This is a genomic window from Delftia sp. WSY_12 (assembly GCF_043104645.1).
In the GTDB taxonomy this organism is placed as follows: domain Bacteria; phylum Pseudomonadota; class Gammaproteobacteria; order Burkholderiales; family Burkholderiaceae_C; genus Comamonas; species Comamonas tsuruhatensis.
Window position 1 is genome coordinate 1 of sequence record NZ_JBICKW010000061.1, and the last position, 20,667, is coordinate 20,667.

Below are 20,667 nucleotides of genomic sequence, written 5' to 3' on the forward strand. Positions count from 1 at the left end.
TTCGTTACCGCACGCGGGACCTGACGCGGCTGCTGGCGCCGACTTCGCGCAGCTTCCGGCGCATGGGCAAGATCGTGGGGCGCAGCGACGACATGATGATCATCCGCGGCGTCAACGTCTTTCCGACCCAGATCGAGGAAATCGTGCTGGCCAATGCCAGCCTCACGGGCCTGTACCAGATGCACATCAGCCGTGAAGGCCTGCTGGACACCGTCGAGGTGCACTGCGAGCTGCAGCCGCAGCGGCGCGGCCTGGGCGATGCCGAGCGCGGCGAGATCGCGCAGTGGGTGCAGCAGCGCATCAAGACCCTGGTGGGCATTTCCACGGCGGTGCGCGTCTTCGATCCCGACACCATCGAGCGCACGCAGACCGGCAAGGCCCGGCGCGTGTACGACAGGCGGCCGCGTTGAGGCACCGCCGGCCGTCGTCAACCATTTCATTCAAGGAGATCGCACATGTATACCCAGGCCATGGACACCATGGGCAAGGAAGCGGGCGATGGCGGCAAGGCCGTGCGCTCGGCCGACGAAATGCGCCTGCAGCAGCGCTTTGACGAGCGCATCGATGCCGGCGAATTCATCGAGGCCAAGGACTGGATGCCCGACAACTACCGCAAGACGCTGCTGCGCCAGATCAGCCAGCATGCGCACAGCGAGATCGTCGGCATGCTGCCCGAGGGCAACTGGATCAGCCGCGCGCCCACCCTCAAGCGCAAGGCCATCCTGCTGGCCAAGGTGCAGGACGAGGGCGGCCATGGCCTGTACCTCTACGCGGCCGCCGAGACGCTGGGCAGCAGCCGCGACCAGATGCTGCACGCGCTGCACACGGGCAAGGCCAAGTACAGCTCCATCTTCAACTACCCCACGCTGACCTGGGCCGACATGGGCACCATCGGCTGGCTGGTGGACGGCGCGGCCATCATGAACCAGGTGCCCATCTGCCGCTGCTCCTATGCGCCCTATGCGCGTGCCATGGTGCGTATCTGCCGCGAGGAGAGCTTTCACCAGCGCCAGGGCTACGAGGCGCTGCTGACCATGATGCAGCAGGGCACCGAGGCGCAGAAGGCCATGGTGCAGGACGCCGTCAACCGCTGGTGGTGGCCGTCCATCATGATGTTCGGCCCGCCCGACGACCAGTCGCCCAACAGCGCGCAGTCCATGCGCTGGGGCATCAAGCGCATCTCCAACGACGCGCTGCGCCAGAAGTTCATCGACGCCACGGTGGACCAGGCCAAGGTGCTGGGCGTCACCCTGCCCGATCCCGACCTGAAATGGAACGAGGCCCGCCAGGCCCATGACCATGGCCCCATCGACTGGGACGAGTTCTGGCGCGTGATCGCCGGAGACGGCCCCTGCAACCGCGAGCGCCTGGGCGCCCGCGTCAAGGCCTGGGACGAAGGCGCCTGGGTGCGCGAGGCCGCCCTGGCCCATGCCCGCAAGCAGACACAGAGAAACCAGACCCGCAAGGAGGCCGCATGACCGCCGTCGAACAGAACATCACCAACGAATGGCCGCTGTGGGAAGTCTTCGTCCGCAGCAAGGCCGGCCTGGACCACAAGCACTGCGGCAGCCTGCATGCGGCCGACCCGCAGATGGCGCTGCAGATGGCGCGCGATGTCTACACGCGGCGCCAGGAGGGCGTGAGCGTCTGGGTGGTGCGCTCGGACCAGATCGTGGCCAGCGACCCCGGCGACAAGGACATGTTCTTCGACCCGGCCCAGGACAAGGTCTACCGCCATCCGACCTTCTACCAGCTGCCGCCCTCGGTGGACCACATGTGAGCGGGGAGCTGCCATGAACGCCTCCGCCTCCTCCATCGCCATCGACGCCCGGCCCGAGGTGCAGTACCTGCTGCGCCTGGGCGATACCTGCCTGATCCTGGCCCAGCGCCTGGGCCAGTGGTGCGGCCACGCGCCCATCCTCGAAGAGGACATCGCCATGACCAACATGGCGCTGGACCTGGTCGGCCAGGCGCGTGCGCTGCTCACGCGCGCCGGCCAGCTCGAAGGCCGCGCGCACGACGAGGACCAGCTCGCCTTTCTGCGCGACGAGCGCGACTACTTCAACGCCACGCTGGCCGAGCTGCCGCGCGGCGACTTCGCCTTCACCGTGCTGCGCAACGCCATGGCTGCCACCTGGCTGCGCCTGATGTGGGAGCGCCTGGTGCACTCCCGCGACGCCGAGCTGGCCGCCATCGCCGCCAAGGCGCTCAAGGAGGCGCGCTACCACGAGCAGCACGCGGGCGACTGGGTGGTGCGCCTGGGCGACGGCACCGAGGAATCGCGCCAGCGCATGGAGGCGGCGCTGGCCCAGCTGTGGCGCTATGCGGCCGAGCTGTTCACCGACGACGCCACGGACGCTGCCGCACGCGCCAGCGGCCTGGGCCCGGCCTGGTCCGAGCTGCGCGAGCCCTGGCAGGCCGAAATGGCCGCCCTGCTGCAGGAGGCCACGCTGGACATGCCGGCCGAATCCGCCTTCCGCAGCACGGGCCGCAACGGCGTGCACAGCGAGCACATGGGCTTCATCCTGGCCGAGATGCAGCACCTGCAGCGCGCCTATCCGGGCGGGGTGTGGTGATGGCTGCCGCACGGCTTGTGGCCGTCACATCCGCCTCGGCCGAGCGCGAGCGCCTGGCCTGGGCCGCGCTGCAGGACGTGCCCGATCCCGAGGTGCCCGTGATCTCGGTCTGCGAGCTGGGCATCGTGCGCGAGGTCCATGCCCTGCCCGAAGGCCAGGGCATGGAGATCGTGCTCACGCCCACCTACTCGGGCTGCCCGGCCACCGAGGTCATAGAGCGCAGCGTGCTCGATGCCATCGAGGCCGCAGGCCTGGGCCCCGCGCGCGCCGTGCTGCGCCGCGCCCCGGCCTGGACCACGGACTGGATCAGCGACGACGGCCGGCGCAAGCTGCGCGAATACGGCATCGCGCCCCCCGGGCGCTGTGGCGACGCCGGCCTGCCGGAGGGCACTTCGCCCATCCGCCTGGTGCGCCGCCGCCAGGGCATTGCCGTGCCCGAGCCCGTTGCCTGCCCGCACTGCGGCAGCGTGCACACCGAGCGGCTTTCGGCCTTTGGCGCCACGGCCTGCAAGGCCCTGCACCGCTGCCTGGACTGCCGCGAACCCTTCGAACACTTCAAGCCGATATGACCACGACCACGATGTTCCACCCGCTGCGCGTGCGCAGCATTGCGCCCGACACGGCCGAGGCCGTGGTCGTCTCCTTCGACGTGCCGCCCGCGCTGCGCGAGGTCTTCGGGTTCACCCAGGGCCAGTACCTCACCCTGCGCCACCAGATCGACGGCCAGGACCTGCGCCGCAGCTACTCCATCTGCGCAGGCGTGGATGACGGCGAGCTGCGCGTGGGCGTGCGCAAGGTGCGCGGCGGCCAGTTCTCCAACTGGATCAACGAGCATCTGCGCCCCGGCGACACGCTGCAGGTCATGGCGCCCCAGGGCCGCTTCTTCGTGCCCATCGAGCCCGGGGCCGCGCGCCACCATGTGGGCATCGCCGGCGGCAGCGGCATCACGCCCATCCTGTCCATCATGAAGACCGTGCTGGCGCGCGAGCCCGCCAGCCGCTTCACGCTGATCTACGGCAACCGCCAGCTGCAGTCCACCATGTTCAAGGAGGAGATCGAGGACCTCAAGAACCGCTACATGTCGCGGCTGTCGCTGCAGCATGTGTTCTCGGACGAACACACCGACCTGCCGCTGAACATGGGCGTGATGGACCGAACCAAGATCGCCGAATTCCTGCAGGGCGTGGTGCCGGCCGCGCACATCGACCATGTCTACATCTGCGGCCCCTTCCAGATGAACGACGAGGCCGAGGCCGCCCTGCTGGCCGCCGGCGTGCCCGAGGAGCGCATCCACATCGAGCGCTTCGGCGTGGCCCTGCCGGCCGCAGGCCAGGGCACGGTGGGCGCCGTGGTGCACGAGGCCCAGCCCGGCGACGCCGCCACCGCCCGCATCACCCTGGTGCGCGACGGCCTCTCGCGCGAGATCCCCTTCACGCGCGGCCAGGCCAGCATCCTGGACGCGGCCTCCTCGGCCGGGCTGGAAGTGCCCTATTCCTGCACCTCGGGCGTCTGCGGCACCTGCCGCGCCAAGGTGGTCGAGGGCGAAGTGCGCATGGAGCGCAACTTCGCCCTCGACAAGAACGAGGTCGCCTGCGGCTTCGTGCTGACCTGCCAGGCGCATCCGCTGACCGAGCGCGTGGTGCTGTCGTTCGATGAGCGGTGAGGGCGCCTGTGTTCTGGCGCAGGGCAGGAAGACTCAGGGAAACAGTGTCGAAAGCATGTGCTTTGGCACTGGCAGCCCATCAGATGCTTCGATGAAATGCAGACCCTTGGATGCGGGCTGTATGGACTGAAACGCGGAAGGAAAGCGCGGCAGCTGCACATGGTGCTTGCTCTTGCATTCCTCGCAGGCGTGGAACTGCGGCTGGAAGACTTTGTTTTTATGGCTTCCCACGGGACCGTTGGCATCCCAGACGGCCAGCGATGCCTCGGTGGAAACCGGCTTGCACAGGTTCTTCCAGTCCAGTGCCCCGTGCACGACCATGTAGAAGCCAATCAGGTTGGAAACCAGGTCTTCCTGGCTGAATCCACTGTCTGTGAGGAGCGACATGGATGCCTGCAGGCTCTCGAAGCCCATGGAAACCTCCATGAATATGGCCAGGGCCACGGAGCGCTTCGCTGAAAGAGACAGGCCTTTCTTGACGAGATAGAACTTGGCAAATTCCTGGGTCAGGCCAAAGCGCCCCATGGATTGCTTGTATTGAATCAGATGGCTGTCGGAGTGACCGGGAATCCCGATGCCACGCTCATGCAGTATGTCTTTCCAGAGATAGGCCGCACTGGCGTAGCGATTGCGATGGCTCTCGACCGATTGGAGGTGGCCCAGGTCAATCCATCCGCAGTTGCAGGTATAGATGAGTCTTCGGGGTATGTGGGATCTGCTGGACATGTTCAGTCGTAATGGGTGAGCGTGACCTTGCACAGGTCTGTTGCGATTGCCTGGGTGACCGCCAGTACGGCAACTTCGCCGGCCGATGACGCGTATTGCGCGTATTGGACAAGGCGCTCTCCCTCGGGGACAAACGATGCGGCGGCATTTCCGGCATCGATGGATCTCTGGTGGAAATCCTTCTGGCGCAGGTAGCTGGTGAGGGCCGCAGTGGCCTCGGTGATGTCCTTGGCGCTGGTCTCGAAGGTCATCTCGGACTGCGGTGGCTTGTTGCCATCACCGACGGAGCCGAAGTAGGTGGGCTGCGCCATCGTCCCTGTCGCTGGCGCATTGCGTATCAGGGAAGAGATGCCTACGTAATATCTGAGCGATCCCCGCTCAGGCGAGTAGTCCTCCTGGGAGATGAGAAACCCATACACGGCCAACCAGGATGCGGATGCGGCAAAGACCAGGAGGACAAGGCCCAAGATAACGGATCTGAGTCGCATGGAAGAGATGGAACGGGTTCGGGGAGGTGACAGCGGTCCAGATCCTAAATGAGCGGGCTGAAATCTTTATTTCAAAAGAGTAACTCTTTGAAATAGAGAATTTTCTGAATGACCCATTCGATATTTGACGGATTTCTCTTTGCGAAAGAGCAGACCGCGTCTGCCCCAGGAAAGCAAGCGGTCTGCCAGCGCAGGGAAACCATGCCCGGGGCAGGTTTCCTACTCGATGCCGATATCCAGCCGCGACACCAGTGCCCGGCCGTGTTCGTTCAGGCCCGTCACCTCGACCGTGCTGCCGTGCTTGCGCAGGCGCTGGCAAACCTTGTCCAGCGCATTGACGGCCGTGATGTCCCAGAAATGGGCGTTGGTCAGTTCGATGCGCACGGGCCGGCCTTCGATGTCCCGCACGTCGAAGGCATCGACCAGCTGATCGGCCGAGGCAAAGAAGACCTGGCCCGAGACGCGGTAGGTCAGGCCTGCGCCGTCCTGCGTCTTCTCGACGGACAGCAGCCTTGAGACCTTGAAGGTGAAGAACACCCCGCTGAGCAGCACGCCGACGCCCACGCCGGCGGCCAGGTTGTCCGTGGCCACGGTGACCACCACGGTGGCCAGCATTACGGCGCTGGACAGCTTGGGGTGCCTGAGCAGGGCGCGGGCCGATCCCCAGTCCAGCGTGGAGGCCGACACCATTACCATGATGGCCACCAGCGCCGCCACCGGCACCTGCGACACCCAGGGCTTGAGCAGCACCATCAGGATGAGCAGGAAGGCGCCCGCGAACAGCGTGGACAGCCGGCCCCGGCCGCCGTAGCGCACATTGCCCACGGTCTGGCCGATCATGGCGCAGCCGGCAATGCCGCCGAACAGGCTGGCTGCGATGTTGGCCACGCCGATGCCGCTGCACTCGCGGTTCTTGGAGCTGGGCGTGTCCGTGAGTTCATCGACCACGCTGGCCGTCATCATGGACTCCAGCAATCCCACCATGGCGATCGCCAGCGCGGGCAGGGCGATCAGGCGCAGCGTCTCCAGCGACCACGGCACCTGCGGCAGCCCGAAGCTGGGCAGGCCGTCCGGCAGCAGGCCCAGGTCGGCGACCGTCTTCAGGGGCAGGTCCAGCCAATTCGCCGCCACCGTCAGCACCACGATGCAGACCAGGGGCGAGGGCACGGCCGTGGTCAGCCGGGGCAGGCCGTAGATGATCAGCAGGCCGGCGCCCACCATGGCCCAGGTGGCGGCATTGGCGCCGATCAGGTGCGGCATCTGGGCCGAGAAGATCAGGATGGCCAGCGCATTGACGAAGCCCGTGCGCACCGAGCCCGATACATAGCGCATCAGCACGCCCAGGCGCAGCAGGCCGAACAGGATCTGCACGGCCCCCGCAAGAATGCCGGCCGCAAAAAGATACTGCACGCCATGGGCATGCACCAGCGGAGCGGCCACCAGGGCGACCGAGCCCGCAGCCGCCGACACCATGGCCGGGCGCGCGCCCGTGAAGGCGATGACGATGCTGATGATGAAGGAGGCGAACAGGCCGACGGCAGGATCGACCCCGGCCACGAAGGAGAAGGCGATGACCTCGGGGATCAGCGCAAAGGTGGCCACGGCGCCGGCCATGAGCTCGCGCGGAATGCTGGGCGCCCACTCGGCGCGAAAGGGATGGGGGTGTTTCGACATGGAAATGGCCAGCCCCGCCGCGCTGGATGTGACAGGGCGGGGCAGGATTTTGTAGACGGGAATGAACATGCCGGGCGTCGGGCGATGCCCGAAACAACCTGGCGGCTTGTACGGTTCGACCGTGCTACGGCGGCGCCAGGCGGGTGCAGCCCGAGCGCCGGCTCTGCGAGCCGCGCGCGATGCGGGCCAGCGTGAAGCTGTGAAGGCGTGCGGCATCGCGGCTGCGCGCTTGGCGAGCCTCGGGTTGACGGTGCCGGTGGATTGAAATCACGGGCGCGATTGTACGAGGGGGTGCTGCCTGCCGCGGGATGGGCCCCTGGCCGCAATCAGTCGTAGTGCGCCATGGTGGCGCGGTAGCGCACAGGGCCTTGCTCGGCCGACGAGGCCTGCACCACTTCCACGTAGACGACTTGGCCCGAAGACGCCGTGTACCTGGCATGGCGAACGCGCCGCCCCATGCCGTAGGAGGGGCCGGGCGTTTCGTCGTCCGCAGTCCGGGAATAGCCTTTGCCGAGCAGGTAGGCATCGAAGGCGTGCGTGGCGGGGCCAATGCTTGCGAACTCCACGTCATAGGACACCAGGCCGTGTGGCGGCTTGTTGCCGTCGCCCACGCTGCCGAAGTACTCCGCCTTGCCCAGCGCGCCCACCAGCGGCGCATGGCGCACCAGGGACGAGATGCCGATGTAGTAGGTGAAGCTGCCGGGCTCGGGCGTGTAGTCCTCTTGCGAGATCAGGCACAGGGTTGCAGCCAGCCAGCCGAACACGGCCAGCGGCAGGCACAGGACAAGACTCCACAACAGGGTTCTGGCACGCGGCAGGAGCATGGGATTTGTCGTCGGGCGCCTGGAAAAACAAAACCCGCTTTCCGGGGAAAGCGGGTCTGGATGCTCAAGAACCTTGATGGTCCGAATCAGAACGGAATGTCGTCATCCATGTCGTCAAAGCCCGAGGCCGCGCGCTGGGGCGGGGGTGCCATGGGTGCGGGAGCGGGGCGCTGGGCAGGCGCCTGGCGCGGTGCGGGCGCTGCCATGGGGGCAGGGGCCGGGCGGCGCTGTTGCTGCTGGGGAGGGGCGTCGTAGCCGCTGTCGCCATAGCCTTCATCGCCATAGCCGCCGCCTTGCTGGCCACCGCCGCCGCCTTGGCGGCTGCCCAGCATCTGCATGGTGTCGGCGCGGATTTCGGTGGCGTAGCGTTCCTGGCCGGAGGCCTGGTCGGTCCACTTGCGCGTGCGCAGGCTGCCTTCGACATAGACCTGGCTGCCCTTGCGCAGGTACTGGCCCACGATTTCGGCCAGGCGGCCGTTGAAGACCACGCGGTGCCACTCGGTGGCTTCCTTGTTCTCGCCCGTGTTCTTGTCGCGCCAGCGGTCGGTGGTGGCGATGGTCACGTTGGCCACCTGGTCGCCACTCGGGAAGGTGCGCATTTCGGGGTCGCGCCCGAGGTTGCCGACGATGATGACCTTGTTGACGGATGCCATGAGTGAAATACCTTTACAGAGAGAAGTGGCCCGGGCATAGAAGGATGGATCCCGGGCCAGACGCGCCATTGTGCCGCAAGCCGTCCGCCGTTGGCAGGGGGCGGATATGCCGGTGCAGCGGCTGGCTGCAGCAGTTTGTAACCGTCGGAAAACTGCCGTTCAGCCGTGGCGGCCCACGGGGCGCAGCGGCCAGGTGACGACCAGCCACAGCACGGCCAGGACGCTCGTCAGGGTGAACAGGCCCGGCATGCCGGCCCATTTGGCGACGGCGCCGCCCAGCGCGCCGCCTGCGAACAGGCCCAGCGATTGCAGCGTGTTGTAGGCGCCCAGCGCCGCGCCGCGCAGCGGGGCCGGGGCCATGCGAGAGACCAGGCTGGGCTGGGTGGCCTCCAGCGCGTTGAAGCCGCAGAAGAACACGAACATCAGCACGGCCATGGCCCACAGCGGCGGCTGCGTGCCGCCGGCCGCCAGCAGGCCCAGGCCGATCTGCACGAGGGTGATCAGGGCGATGGCGCCCAGCAGGGCCGCGCGCAGGCGCCCGCGCCGCTCCATGGCGAACAGGCCGCCCATGGCGGCGAAGGACAGCACCACGGCCGGCAGGTAGACATGCCAGTGCGCCTGCTTGTCCAGGCCTGCCTGCACCAGCATGGCGGGCACGGCCACCCACATGGACATCTGCACGGTGTGCAGCACGAACACGCCCAGGTTCAGCCGCACCAGGTCGCCGTGGCGCCACAGCTCGGCCATGCGGCCGCGCGGCTGGTCGGCGTGGCGCGCTGGCTCGGGCGGGACGACCCAGAGCACGACGGCAATGCCCGCCAGCGCCAGGGCGCAGGTCAGGCCGAAGATGCCGGGCAGCCCGCCCCAGGCCGCCAGCAGGGGGCTGAGCACCAGGGCCAGCGCGAACATGAGGCCGATGCTGCCGCCCACCATGGCCATGGCCTTGGTGCGCACGCTGTCGCGCGTGAGGTCGGCCAGCAGCGCGGTCACGGCGGCCGAGACGGCGCCCGCGCCCTGCAGGCCCCGGCCCCACATCAGGCCCAGCAGTGAGTCGGCCGTGGCCGCCAGCAGGCTGCCCGCGGCAAAGACCAGCAGCCCGGCGACGATGACGCGCTTGCGCCCGAACCGGTCCGAAGCCAGGCCCAGGGGCAGCTGGAACACGGCCTGGGTGAGCCCGTACAGGCCCATGGCCAGGCCGATCATGGCCGGATCATCCCCGCCCGGGTATTTGCGCGCCTCCAGCGCGAACACCGGCAGCACCAGGAACAGGCCCAGCATGCGCAGCGCAAAGATCAGCGCCAGGCTGGCGCTGGATCGGCGTTCCTGCGAGGTCATGCGGCCCGATGCGGCCGAGGAGGGGGCTGGCGCCTGGGCGCCGTGGACGGGTGTGGGGGAATCGAGCACGGGGTGCACTGTTGTGGGGGCAAGCAATCCGCCATTCTCGCCCATAGGCCGGCGCTGCGGGGTGGCTGGGTTATGCAAGGCAGTGCAAGACAGTTTTGTGAAGGGGCGCCGCAGAAGGCCCAGCCGCCCCGCAGACCGAGCCGCCATGCGGTGGCACGGGTTCTGACCTATCATGGCGGGTTCGCCTTCGCAGGGGTTTTCCCGATGCCTGGTTCCCACACGATTTCCGAAGACGGCGGCCTGGACCGGGCCGCCGACTCCCGCTCCCAGCCCGACGGCCGCTACCTCGGCCAGGCGCTGGCGCAGTCACGCATCGCCATCCGCGGTGCGCGCACGCACAACCTCAAGAACATCGACCTGGACATTCCGCGCAACCGGCTGGTGGTGATCACCGGGCTGTCGGGCTCGGGCAAGTCCAGCCTGGCCTTCGACACCCTGTACGCCGAGGGCCAGCGCCGCTATGTGGAGAGCCTGTCGGCCTATGCGCGCCAGTTCCTGGGGCGGCTGGACAAGCCCGATGTGGACCTGATCGAGGGCCTGTCGCCCGCCATCAGCATCGAGCAGAAGGCCACCAGCCACAACCCGCGCTCCACCGTGGGCACGGTGACCGAGATCAACGACTACCTGCGCCTGCTGTTCGCACGCGCCGGCACGCCCTACTGCCCCGACCACAACCTGCCGCTGCAGTCCCAGACCATCAGCCAGATGGTGGATGCGGCCCTGGCCCTGCCCGAGGACACGCGCCTCATGGTGCTGGGGCCGCTGGCGCGCAACAAGAAGGGCGAGTTCGCCGAGCTGTTCGCGCAGATGCAGGCCCAGGGCTATGTGCGCTTTCGCATCGACGGCAAGATCCACGAGTCCCATTCCCTGCCCGCGCTGGAGAAGAACGAGCGCCACGACATCGACGTGGTGATCGACCGCCTCAAGGTGCGCGCCGACGCCCAGCAGCGCCTGGCCGAGAGCTTCGAGGCCGCCCTGCGCGCGGGTGGCGCCGACGCCGGCGGCCGCGTGATCGCCCTGGAGATGGACAGCGGCAAGGAACACCTCTTCAGCGCCAAGTTCGCCTGCCCGCTGTGCAGCTATTCGCTGCCCGAGCTGGAGCCGCGCCTGTTCTCGTTCAACTCGCCCATGGGCGCCTGCCCGGGCTGCGACGGCCTGGGCTGCACGGAGTCCTTCGATCCCGAGCGCGTGGTGGCCTTTCCCACGCTGAGCCTGGCCAGCGGCGCCGTCAAGGGCTGGGACCGGCGCAACGGCTACTACTTCTCCATGCTGGAGAGCGTGGCGCGCCACTATGGCGCCGATGTGGAGCTGCCCTTCGAGGAGCTGCCCGAGAAGGTGCGCAACGTGATGCTGTGGGGCTCGGGCGAGGAGGAAATGCCCTTCACCTATGTCTTCGACAGCGGTGCGCGCAAGGGCGAGACCCTGGTCAAGAGCCACCCCTTCGAGGGCATCATCCCCAACATCACGCGGCGCTGGCGCGAGACCGAGTCCAGCGTGGTGCGCGACGACCTGGCGCGGCTGCGCAGCGTCGCCGTCTGCCCCGACTGCGGCGGCACGCGGCTGCGCCGCGAGGCGCGCTTCGTGCGCATCGGCGAGGGCGAGCAGGCCCGCGCCATCTACGAGGTGGGCCACGCCACGCTGGCCGAGGCCCATGCCTGGTGCGCGTCCCTGCAGCTGTCGGGCGCCAAGGCCGAGATCGCGGGCAAGGTGGTGCGCGAGATCGCCTCGCGCCTGCTGTTCCTCAACGACGTGGGCCTGAGCTACCTGAGCCTGGAGCGCGGGGCCGACACGCTGTCGGGCGGCGAGGCCCAGCGCATCCGCCTGGCCAGCCAGATCGGCAGCGGCCTGACGGGCGTGATGTATGTGCTGGACGAGCCCAGCATCGGATTGCACCAGCGCGACAACGACAAGCTCATCGGCACGCTGCAGCACCTGCGCGACATCGGCAACAGCGTCATCGTGGTCGAGCACGACGAGGACATGATGCGTGCGGCCGACCAGATCATCGACCTGGGGCCGGGCGCGGGCGTGCATGGCGGCCGCGTCATGGCCCAGGGCAGCTACGAAGAGGTGCGCGCCAACCCCGATTCGCCCACGGGCCGCTACCTGGCGGGCACCCAGCGCATCGAAGTGCCTGCGCGGCGCACGCCCTGGCAGCCCGTGGTCGAGGCGCCGGCCGAGGGCGAGGTCCGGTCTCCTGCCAAGGGCTTCCCCGCACGCACGGGCCAGCATCCGGCCGAGGCCGGTGCGGCTGCGCCGCAACTGCAGGCCCTGCGCGTGGTGGGCGCGCGCGGCCACAACCTCAAGGGCGTGACGGCGGACTTTCCCGTGGGCCTGCTGACCTGCGTGACCGGCGTCTCGGGCTCGGGCAAGAGCACCCTGGTCAACGACACGCTCTATACCGAGGCCGCGCGCCAGATCCACCGCGCCGGCGGCGAGGCCGCGCCGCACGACGACATCATCGGCATGGGCTATTTCGACAAGGTCATCAATGTGGACCAGTCGCCCATAGGCCGCACGCCGCGCAGCAACCCGGCCACCTACACGGGCCTGTTCACGCCCATCCGCGACCTGATGGCCGAGACCAACACCGCCAAGGAGCGCGGCTACGGCCCCGGGCGCTTCTCCTTCAACGTGGCCGGCGGCCGCTGCGAGGCCTGCCAGGGCGACGGCGTGGTCAAGGTGGAGATGCACTTCCTGCCCGATGTCTACGTGCCCTGCGACATCTGCAACGGCCAGCGCTACAACCGCGAGACGCTGGAGGTGCAGTGGAAGGGCCGCAACATCTCCCAGATCCTGGAGATGACGGTGGAGGACGCCCATGCCTTCTTCAAGGACGTGCCCACCATCGCCCGCAAGCTGCAGACCCTGCTGGACGTGGGCCTGTCCTATATCCGGCTGGGCCAGAGCGCGACCACGCTGTCGGGCGGCGAGGCGCAGCGCGTCAAGCTGGCCCAGGAGCTGTCCAAGCGCGACACGGGGCGCACGCTCTACATCCTGGACGAGCCCACGACGGGCCTGCACTTCGCCGACATCGCCCTGCTGCTCAAGGTGCTGCAGCAGCTGCGCGATGCGGGCAACACCATCGTGGTCATCGAGCACAACCTGGACGTGATCAAGACGGCCGACTGGATCATCGACATGGGCCCCGAAGGCGGCTCGGGCGGCGGCCAGGTGGTGGCCACGGGCACGCCCGAGGACGTGGCGGCCAACCCGGCCAGCCATACGGGGCGCTACCTGCGGCCCTATCTGGAGGCAGCGTCGGTGTCGGCTCCTGCAGCGGCCAAGGCTGGTCGCCGGAAAGCACAGTGAGGCCGGCCATGGACAGCAGCATCCTTGATTTCGTGGTGGTGGGCGCGGGCATGGCCGGTGCCTCGGTGGCCTGGCAGCTGGCGCGCGATGGCGGCGCCTCGGTGCTGGTGCTGGAGCGCGAATCCCAGCCCGGCTACCACAGCACGGGCCGCTCGGCCGCGTTGTATGAGGAGCACTATGGCCCGCTGCAGGTCCAGGCGCTGACGCGCGCCAGCCGCGCCTTCTACGAGCAGCCGCCGCAAGGCTTTGTGCAGGCGCCCATCCTGGCGCCGCGCGGCGTGCTCTATGTGGGCACGGCCGCGCAGAAGGACCTGCTCGATGCCGCCCATGCCGAGGCGCTCCTGCACTCGCCCCAGGCGCGGCGCCTGGGCCCCGATGAACTCAAGGCCCTGGTGCCCTGCCTGAACACCGCGCTGCTGGTCGATGGCTTTGCGGACGACGGCGCGCGCGACATCGACGTGCATGGCCTGCACCAGGGATTCCTGCGCGGCCTGCGCCAGTGCGGCGGCGAGCTGCGCTGCAGCGCCGAGGTCCGCGCGCTGGCGCAGGACGGCGGTGTCTGGACCGTGGACCTGGCCGACGGCAGCCAGGTGCGCGCGCGCTGCGTGGTCAACGCGGCCGGCGCCTGGGCCGATGCGCTGGGCGCACTGGCGGGCGCAGCGCCCATCGGCCTGGTGCCCAAGCGGCGCAGTGCCTTCACCTTTGCCGTGCCCGAAGGCATGGACGCCGCGCACTGGCCCGCCGTGATCAGCGCCGACGAGGGCTTTTACTTCAAGCCCGATGCAGGCCAGCTGCTGGGCTCGCCCGCCAACGCCGACCCCGTGGCGCCGCAGGACGTGGCGCCCGAGGAACTGGACGTGGCCACGGGCATCTGGCGCATCGAGGAAGTGACCACGCTGCAGATTCGCCGCCCCTCCCACACCTGGGCCGGGCTGCGCAGCTTTGTGGCCGACGGCGAGATGGCCATTGGCTGGGATGCCTCGCCTGCGCCGCTGCCGGGCTTTTTCTGGGTGGCCGCCCAGGGCGGCTACGGCATACAGAGCGCCTTCGGCTACAGCCTGCTGGCGCGCAACCTGCTGTGCGGCGAGCCGCTGGATGCACGCCTGGCCGCGCAGGGCGTGCAGCCTGAACGGCTGTCGCCTGCGCGCTGCCAGCGCGGCTGAGGTTCGGTTGAAGCGTGCCGCTCAGAGCGGCGAGCGCCGCGCAAAGCGCACCACGGTCACGCCCGCGCGCGCCTGGCGCACCGAGGGCATGACCAGCACGCAGTCGCCATAGGGCGTGATCACCGGCTCGCCATCGTTGTCGCCGATCACCGTGCCGGCCTTCTCGAAGCGCTCCAGTCCCGTGAACGGCGCCGTGAAGCGAAATCCGCTGCTCTTGGCCACCACGGGCGCCGTGACTTCCAGCGCCCACTGGGTCGGTGCGTCGGCCTGCTTCCAGCCGGGCAGGGCGGCGTGCAGCGCGCCGTTGTCGAAGATGGCGGCCACTTCGAGGAAACGCAGGCATTGGTCGTGCGCCACGTCGCGGCTGGCCAGATCGCCATGGAAGCCGCATTCGATCAGCAGCGAGCGCGAGTCGCCGGCCTCGGCGTCGGGCAGGCCGAAGCGCCCGTAGTCGCGCAGCCGCGTGCCGTCCTTGTGGCCGGCATCCACGACGATGTTCGCCGGCGCGCCCATCTGGCGTGCCAGATCGCGGTTGCGCGGCTGCATGCCGGTCAGCAGCAGCGGGGCCGAGGGCTCGTGCATGGAATGCAGGTCCAGCAGCCAGTCGGCCTGCTGCACGAAGGGGCGCAGCGCGGCGGCGCGGCGGCGTTCGCGGGTGCTGCCCTCGTCGATGCGTGCGTCTATCCACTGGCGGTTCATGTCCTCGTCCACGAAGCGCGAGGCATCGTGGCTGGCCGCGTCGAAGCGGTCGAAGGCATCGAGGTTGGCCAGCACCAGGGTCAGGCGGCCGTTGTCCAGCGCCAGGCCGTTGTGCAGGGCCTGAAGCAGCCCGGACACGGCCCAGGCGCCGCAGATCTCGTTGCCGTGCACCAGCGCGGAAATCATCACGTGGCGGCCCGGGCGTCCCGAGTCGAATTGCCACACGCCCTCGGTACCGGTATTGCCCGCGCGCCAGGCGCTCAGGTCGGGCAGGGGAAGGTCAAATCGCAAAGCGTCCATGGCTGGCTCAGTTCTCGATGTGGGCAAATTGGACGATTTTTGTGTACTTGGCGATCTCGGCGTTGATGTACTTGCCGGCATCGGTCTTGGGATCGGCCACGACCGAGCCCGACTCTTCCATCTTCTTGCGGAACTCGGGCGAGGCCATGGTCTCGTCCAGCGCCTTCTTGACCTTGGCGGCCACGGGTGCGGGCAGGCCCTTGGGTGCCATCAGCGCGAACCAGACGTTGATGTCCACATTCTTGTACTGGGGCAGCTCGGACAGGGCCGGGATGTCGGGCGTGATGGCCGAGCGCTTGGCCTCCGTCGTGCCCAGGGCGATGACCTTGCCCGCGCGGATCTGGGGCAGGCCCGAGGACAGCACGAACATGCCGAACTCGATGTTGTTGCCCACCAGGTCCGTGGTCAGGGGCGCCACGCCGCGGTAGGGGATGTGGGTCATGTGCAGCTTGCCCTGCTCCTTGATCATTTCACCGGCCAGGTGCAGTGCCGTGCCCACGCCCGAGCTGCCGTAGCTGAACTTGCCCGGGTTCTTGGCCACCAGGGCGCTGAACTCGGCGGCGGTCTTCACGCCGGCCTTCTGCGAGGCCACCAGCACCATGGGCTGGGAGCCGATCATGCCGATGGGCGTGAAGTCGCCGATGGAGTACTTGATGCTCTTGTTGATCAGCCGGGCGATGGCCAGCTCGTTGTTGGCACCCACGAACAGCGTGTAGCCGTCGGGCGTGGCCTTGACGGCCTTTTGCGCGCCGATGGCGCCGCCTGCGCCGCCCAGGTTTTCCACCACCACGGGCTGGCCCAGGCGCGAGGCCAGGCCATCGGCCACGAAGCGGCCCACCAGGTCGGTGCTGCCGCCGGCGGGGTAGCCCACGATCATGGTGATGGCGCGGTTGGGGTAGCTGGCGGCGTCGTCGGCGAAGGCGCTGCCGGTGGCGGCGATCAGCAGGCCGCAGGCCAGGGAGGTGCGGCGCAGGAGGGAGTTGCTGGGCATGGGGTTATTCCTGAAATGTATGAGATTGATTGTGCGAAGGACTACCCAGGCATTTGGTGCTGATTCGGCACGAGGCGGAGCCGTTGCAGCACCAAAACCCGCTTGTTCCACAGCGCGGTGCGGGTTTGCACCAGGAGGGCGCATGCATGCACCCGTCAGGCGCCCGTGATGTCGCTCCAGAACTGCTCGGCCGCGGGGCCCAGGTGGCGCTTGGGACGGTACAGGCGCACGTCGAAGTGCACTTCCAGGCCCGGGTCGCCGGCCACGGCCAGGCGGCCGGCTTGGCAGTCGCCGCGCACCATGGACCACGGCATCCAGGCCAGGCCCAGGCCGCGCAGCACGTATTCGTAGTGGGCGTCGGCCGAGTCGCAGTCCACGCAGCGGCGCAGGCGCGGCGCCAGCGGATGCCGGGCCAGGTGGTCTTCCACCAGCCGGCCCAGGGCCATGCTGTGGGAGAAGGCGAGGTAGGGCACGGGAGCGACGGGCTGGTGGCTGGCCGACAGCTCGTACATCGGACGGCCCCGGGCATCGGCGCGGGCCACGGGCACCAGCCTGTCCTGCATCACCGTCAGGTAGCTGAACTGGCGGCCGTCCAGGCGCACGCCAATGGCGGCGTGGTGGTAGACCAGCGTGAAGCTGACTTCGCCGCGCTGCAGCATGGCCACGGTCTCGTCCAGCGTGCGTGTGACCACGCGCAGCTCGGCCGTCTGCAGCACGCTGCCGTGGCGCGTCAGCCAGTCGGCTACGATGGTGCGCGCCAGCGTGCGCCCCGTGGCCAGGGTGATCACGCGGGCCTGGCGCCCGGCCACGGCCTGCAGTTCATCATGCGACTGGGCCAGCATGCGCACCAGTTGCTCGGCCGTATCGCGGAAGGCTTCGCCGGCCGGCGTCAGCCGCACGGGGCCGCCGCCGGGCTCGACCAGGGGCGTGCCGGCCCAGGCCTCCAGCGCGCGGATGCGCCGCCCGAAGGCCGGATGGGTGACATGGCGCAGCTCGGCCGCGCGCGTGAAGCTGCGCTCCTGGGCCAGCAGCAGGAAGTCTTCCAGCCATTTGCCTTGCATGGCCGGGCTTCCCTGCCGTCTCAGGCAGCGGCTGCGTCTTGCAGCGTCTGGCGCGTGGCCTGGGCGGCGGTGCGCGCGGCGGCAGCGAAGTCGTCGCCCTGCGATGCATAGAGCACCGCACGCGAGGAATTGATGATGATGGGGCCGCCGCCGATGCGCGCCGCCTTGACCGTGGCCACGGCATCGCCCCCCTGGGCACCCACGCCGGGAATCAGCAGCGGCAGCGAGGGCGCGAATTCACGCACGCGTTCGATCTCCTGCGGGCGCGTGGCGCCCACCACCAGGCCGAGCTGGCCGTTGGTGTTCCAGGGGCCTTGCGCCAGGCGCGCCACATGCTCGAACAGGTGGGGCTGGCCCGGCAGGTCGGCCAGGCGCTGGGCCTGCAGGTCGTCACCGCCGGGGTTGGAGGTGCGGCACAGCAGGAAGGCGCCCTTGCCCTCGTACTGCAGGTAGGGCGTGATGGAGTCGAAGCCCATGAAGGGCGACAGGGTCACGGCGTCGGCGCCATAGCGCTCGAAGGCTTCCTTGGCGTACTGCTCGGCGGTGGAGCCGATGTCGCCGCGCTTGGCGTCCAGGATGATGGGCACATGGGGCGCGACGGCGCGCATGTGGGCCATGAGCTTTTCCAGCTGGTCTTCGGCGCGGTGGGCCGCGAAGTAGGCGATCTGGGGCTTGAAGGAGTTCACCAGGTCGGCCGTGGCCTCGACGATGGCGGCGCAGAATTCGTAGATTTTGCTTGCATCGCCGCGCATGGCCGCAGGAAAGCGGCTGGGTTCGGGGTCCAGGCCCACGCACAGCATGGATTGGTTCTGGGCGGTGGCATTGCGCAGCATGTCGAGAAAGGTCATGGGGCGCGATTTTAGCGATCGGCCCTTCCCGGGGCCTGTCGCCGGGCATCCAGCGGGTTTGGCGGCCCATGGGCACAATCGGCGGCCTATGCCTGCCTTCACCGCCCGACAAATCCTTTTGCTGATCGCGCTGACCCTGATCTGGGGCATCAATTGGCCGGTGATGAAGCTGGGCGTGCAGCATTTCCCGCCGCTGAGTTTCCGCATGGCCTCGATGTGGGTGGGGCTGCCCATCCTGGCGGCCTTCGTGGTCTGGCGCCGCCTGCCGCTGGCCGTGCCGCGCGCCTGTTGGCCCCGGCTGGCGCAGCTGACGCTGTTCAACATGGTGCTGTGGAACAGCCTGATCATCATTGCCATCCCCATGCTGTCCAGCGGGCGGGCGGCCATCCTGGGCTACACCATGCCCATCTTTTCGGCCGTGCTGGGCAGCCTGTTCTTCCATGACCGGCTGGCGCCGCGTGCCTGGGCGGGTGTGGCGGCGGCCTTGGCGGGCGTGCTCCTGCTGCTGTGGCACGAGGTCGGCGCCCTGGGCAGCCGCCCCATCGGCGTGGGCCTGATGCTGGCCGCCGCGCTGAGCTGGGCCTTCGGCACGCAGAAGCTGCGCCGCGCCGAGGTGCCCGTGCCCCTGCTGACGATGACGCTGTGGATGGTGGCGCTGACCGCGCTGACGCTCACGGTGCTGGCCTTCGTCTTCGAGCGCCACCTGTGGCACTGGCCCGATGCCCAGGCCACGGGCGCCATCGTCTTCAACGGCGTGCTGGTGCTGGGCTTTGGCCAGACGGTCTGGTTCTTCCTGGCGCGCAGCCTGCCGCCCGTGGCGTCCACGCTGAGCGTGATGATGATCCCCGTGCTGGGCGTGTTCAGCGGCGCCTGGTGGCTGGGCGAGGTGCTGCACTGGCAGGACTGGACGGCCGTGGCGCTGATGGTGGTGGCCATTGCCTCGGTGCTGTGGCCGGCGCGCGGCCGCTGAGGGCAAGCAGGAGAAGGTCGGGAGAAGAAGATGCAGCCTGACTGCGCACACGGGCGCAGTCAGGCTGCAGGGCCTCAGCGTTGCGCCGTGGCCGGGGCGCCCAGCAGGCGCTGGATGTCGATGTTGTTGGGCAGCGCGTAGTCGTGGCTGCGCACGATGCGGCTGTCGTCGGTGCGAACCAGCTTCAGGCTCACATAGGTGTACTTGGCAGCCGCCGAGTACGTGCCCACCAGGACCAGGGCCGCATTGTGGTTGCGGGCGATGTCCTTGATCTCGCGCGACAGCAGCAGCTCGCCCGTGCCTTCCTTGACGTACACATCGCCGCGCAGCTTCAGCTCCTTGACGTTGTAGCCCTTGGCGGACAGCTGGGAGGCGTACAGCTCGCTGAGCGTGCGGCCCAGCGGGGCCGAGCGCGTCAGGTCGTTGACGTTGACCACGGTGGCCACGAGCACGGGCGCCTCGCCCAGTTCCTCGGTGTTCAGGCCCTTGACCAGCTCGTCCACGGCAGCGCGGCTGCTGGCGATGAAGGGGTTGGCTGCGGCCGACTGGTAGGTGGGCTCGCCACGGCGTGCGGCCGAGAACTCGGGCGAAGGCGCGGGGGCGGGCACGGCGCAGGCGGACAGCAGGGCTGCCGCAGCCAGCGCGGCCGGCAGGAGGGGCGTGCGCAGCGTCATTGGCCCACCACCTTCAGGTTCTTGGTGGGGAATTCGGGGCGCTCATCCTCGGCCGTGAACAGCACGGCGTCGCTCTTTTCGAGGTAGTAGACGTCGGTCTTGCGCGCCAGGTACTGGTTGTTGCGCACCACCGTCGTCGTCAGCACGAGTTCGGGGTTGGGCAGGCGCTTGCCGTGGCGCACGACCTGGGCGCCGTAGCTCACCTGCAGCTGGGCCTGGGCCGGTTGCAGCATGACGGTCACGCCGCTTTGCACGAGCTTGGTGATGATCAGCTCACGAAAGCCCTTGTCGAACGGGCTGGGCTCGGCCGGCAGGGCCACGTGGACCGGCGTGGTGCGCTCGATGCCGGTCTTTTGCAGTGTCTCCAGCGTCTTGGCGACGACATCGTTGGCCACGGAGTCCCAGTGGCCGGCAGCGCCGATCTTGGGCTGGGCCGTGGCTTCGAAGTAGCTGGTCATCGGTGCATTGACGCAGCCCGCCAGGGCCAGGCAGAGGCCCGCCAGGGCCAGGCCGCCGGCGGATTTGAACGATCGCATGGATTTCTCCTCGGTGCGGGGGCGCGCTGCGGCGGATTGCTGCAGCTGCGCAAAGTGTCGATTGTGGCTTCGCCGCGAGGCACTGACAAGAAAGTGCCCCGTATC

At 68.6% G+C, this 20,667-nt stretch carries 21 protein-coding genes and 1 pseudogene; 9 read left to right on the forward strand and 13 right to left on the reverse strand.

The features are described from left to right. The 6 genes and pseudogenes from ACF8LI_RS26505 to paaE all read left to right on the forward strand — a co-directional run. Positions 1–410: pseudogene (locus ACF8LI_RS26505) on the forward strand (phenylacetate--CoA ligase); the annotation flags it as partial. A 45-nt stretch (positions 411–455) separates the two neighbouring features. Beyond that, positions 456–1,478: a 1,2-phenylacetyl-CoA epoxidase subunit PaaA gene (paaA, locus tag ACF8LI_RS26510; RefSeq protein ID WP_012202742.1), complete on the forward strand. Its 1,023-nt coding sequence runs from the start codon at positions 456–458 to the stop codon at positions 1,476–1,478. Further along, positions 1,475–1,780 (forward strand): 1,2-phenylacetyl-CoA epoxidase subunit PaaB, encoded by a 306-nt coding sequence (paaB, locus tag ACF8LI_RS26515; RefSeq protein WP_012202743.1) that lies wholly within the window; start codon positions 1,475–1,477, stop codon positions 1,778–1,780. Before paaA ends, paaB begins: the two co-directional genes overlap by 4 nt. 13 nt (positions 1,781–1,793) lie before the next feature. Further along, positions 1,794–2,576, forward strand: a complete 783-nt coding sequence (gene paaC / locus ACF8LI_RS26520; protein ID WP_392414547.1) for a 1,2-phenylacetyl-CoA epoxidase subunit PaaC — start codon at positions 1,794–1,796, stop codon at positions 2,574–2,576. Continuing rightward, positions 2,576–3,145: a 1,2-phenylacetyl-CoA epoxidase subunit PaaD gene (gene paaD / locus ACF8LI_RS26525; protein WP_047218903.1), complete on the forward strand. Its 570-nt coding sequence runs from the start codon at positions 2,576–2,578 to the stop codon at positions 3,143–3,145. Before paaC ends, paaD begins: the two co-directional genes overlap by 1 nt. Then, positions 3,142–4,239 (forward strand): 1,2-phenylacetyl-CoA epoxidase subunit PaaE, encoded by a 1,098-nt coding sequence (gene paaE, locus ACF8LI_RS26530; protein WP_392414548.1) that lies wholly within the window; start codon positions 3,142–3,144, stop codon positions 4,237–4,239. Before paaD ends, paaE begins: the two co-directional genes overlap by 4 nt. Before the next feature lie 33 nt (positions 4,240–4,272). On the opposite strand, the gene ACF8LI_RS26535 is transcribed toward paaE, so the two are convergent. The 7 genes from ACF8LI_RS26535 to ACF8LI_RS26565 all read right to left on the reverse strand — a co-directional run bounded on the left by ACF8LI_RS26535 (position 4,273) and on the right by ACF8LI_RS26565 (position 9,939). Continuing rightward, positions 4,273–4,965, reverse strand: coding sequence for a hypothetical protein (locus ACF8LI_RS26535; protein WP_016449342.1), 693 nt, complete (start codon positions 4,963–4,965; stop codon positions 4,273–4,275). A 2-nt stretch (positions 4,966–4,967) separates the two neighbouring features. Then, positions 4,968–5,276 (reverse strand): hypothetical protein, encoded by a 309-nt coding sequence (locus ACF8LI_RS26540; protein ID WP_392414549.1) that lies wholly within the window; start codon positions 5,274–5,276, stop codon positions 4,968–4,970. 396 nt (positions 5,277–5,672) lie between these two features. Beyond that, entirely contained in the window at positions 5,673–7,127 is a 1,455-nt protein-coding gene (locus ACF8LI_RS26545; protein WP_227472475.1) for a SulP family inorganic anion transporter, read from the reverse strand. Positions 7,128–7,251: 124 nt separating this feature from the next. Next, positions 7,252–7,398 (reverse strand): hypothetical protein, encoded by a 147-nt coding sequence (locus tag ACF8LI_RS26550; RefSeq protein ID WP_289086934.1) that lies wholly within the window; start codon positions 7,396–7,398, stop codon positions 7,252–7,254. 55 nt (positions 7,399–7,453) lie between these two features. After that, complete coding sequence (locus ACF8LI_RS26555; RefSeq protein ID WP_392414550.1) at positions 7,454–7,951, reverse strand: hypothetical protein; 498 nt, start codon at positions 7,949–7,951, stop codon at positions 7,454–7,456. Between the two features lie 86 nt (positions 7,952–8,037). Further along, complete coding sequence (ssb, locus tag ACF8LI_RS26560; protein WP_016449346.1) at positions 8,038–8,604, reverse strand: single-stranded DNA-binding protein; 567 nt, start codon at positions 8,602–8,604, stop codon at positions 8,038–8,040. A 159-nt stretch (positions 8,605–8,763) separates the two neighbouring features. After that, complete coding sequence (locus tag ACF8LI_RS26565) at positions 8,764–9,939, reverse strand: MFS transporter (protein WP_034348262.1); 1,176 nt, start codon at positions 9,937–9,939, stop codon at positions 8,764–8,766. A gap of 273 nt (positions 9,940–10,212) precedes the next feature. Here ACF8LI_RS26565 and uvrA point away from each other — a divergent pair, with 273 nt between their 5' ends. Both uvrA and ACF8LI_RS26575 read left to right on the forward strand, forming a co-directional pair. Beyond that, positions 10,213–13,320: an excinuclease ABC subunit UvrA gene (uvrA, locus tag ACF8LI_RS26570; protein WP_016449348.1), complete on the forward strand. Its 3,108-nt coding sequence runs from the start codon at positions 10,213–10,215 to the stop codon at positions 13,318–13,320. Positions 13,321–13,328: 8 nt separating this feature from the next. Further along, the gene (locus tag ACF8LI_RS26575) at positions 13,329–14,483 is read left to right on the forward strand and encodes an FAD-binding oxidoreductase (protein WP_043790914.1); all 1,155 of its coding nucleotides are present in this window, start codon (positions 13,329–13,331) and stop codon (positions 14,481–14,483) included. Positions 14,484–14,504: 21 nt separating this feature from the next. On the opposite strand, the gene ACF8LI_RS26580 is transcribed toward ACF8LI_RS26575, so the two are convergent. The 4 genes from ACF8LI_RS26580 to pyrF form a co-directional block, all read right to left on the reverse strand. Beyond that, the gene (locus ACF8LI_RS26580) at positions 14,505–15,482 is read right to left on the reverse strand and encodes a succinylglutamate desuccinylase/aspartoacylase family protein (protein ID WP_392414551.1); all 978 of its coding nucleotides are present in this window, start codon (positions 15,480–15,482) and stop codon (positions 14,505–14,507) included. A gap of 7 nt (positions 15,483–15,489) precedes the next feature. Continuing rightward, a complete protein-coding gene (locus ACF8LI_RS26585) occupies positions 15,490–16,473 on the reverse strand; it encodes a Bug family tripartite tricarboxylate transporter substrate binding protein (RefSeq protein WP_374006328.1) in 984 nt (327 codons plus the stop codon). Between the two features lie 155 nt (positions 16,474–16,628). Further along, positions 16,629–17,534 carry a LysR family transcriptional regulator gene (locus ACF8LI_RS26590; protein WP_392414552.1) on the reverse strand — a complete coding sequence of 302 codons (906 nt, stop codon included), beginning with the start codon at positions 17,532–17,534 and terminating at the stop codon, positions 16,629–16,631. A 20-nt stretch (positions 17,535–17,554) separates the two neighbouring features. Further along, positions 17,555–18,382 (reverse strand): orotidine-5'-phosphate decarboxylase, encoded by an 828-nt coding sequence (pyrF, locus tag ACF8LI_RS26595; protein ID WP_016449352.1) that lies wholly within the window; start codon positions 18,380–18,382, stop codon positions 17,555–17,557. 88 nt (positions 18,383–18,470) lie between these two features. Here pyrF and ACF8LI_RS26600 point away from each other — a divergent pair, with 88 nt between their 5' ends. Next, positions 18,471–19,352 (forward strand): DMT family transporter, encoded by an 882-nt coding sequence (locus tag ACF8LI_RS26600; RefSeq protein WP_026062986.1) that lies wholly within the window; start codon positions 18,471–18,473, stop codon positions 19,350–19,352. Between the two features lie 74 nt (positions 19,353–19,426). On the opposite strand, the gene ACF8LI_RS26605 is transcribed toward ACF8LI_RS26600, so the two are convergent. Together ACF8LI_RS26605 and ACF8LI_RS26610 are read right to left on the reverse strand one after the other, a co-directional pair. Beyond that, a complete protein-coding gene (locus ACF8LI_RS26605) occupies positions 19,427–20,026 on the reverse strand; it encodes a FlgO family outer membrane protein (RefSeq protein ID WP_017407706.1) in 600 nt (199 codons plus the stop codon). Further along, on the reverse strand, positions 20,023–20,562 hold the full coding sequence (locus ACF8LI_RS26610; RefSeq protein ID WP_016449355.1) for a hypothetical protein: 540 nt from the start codon (positions 20,560–20,562) through the stop codon (positions 20,023–20,025). Before ACF8LI_RS26610 ends, ACF8LI_RS26605 begins: the two co-directional genes overlap by 4 nt. Positions 20,563–20,667: the final 105 nt, after the last annotated feature.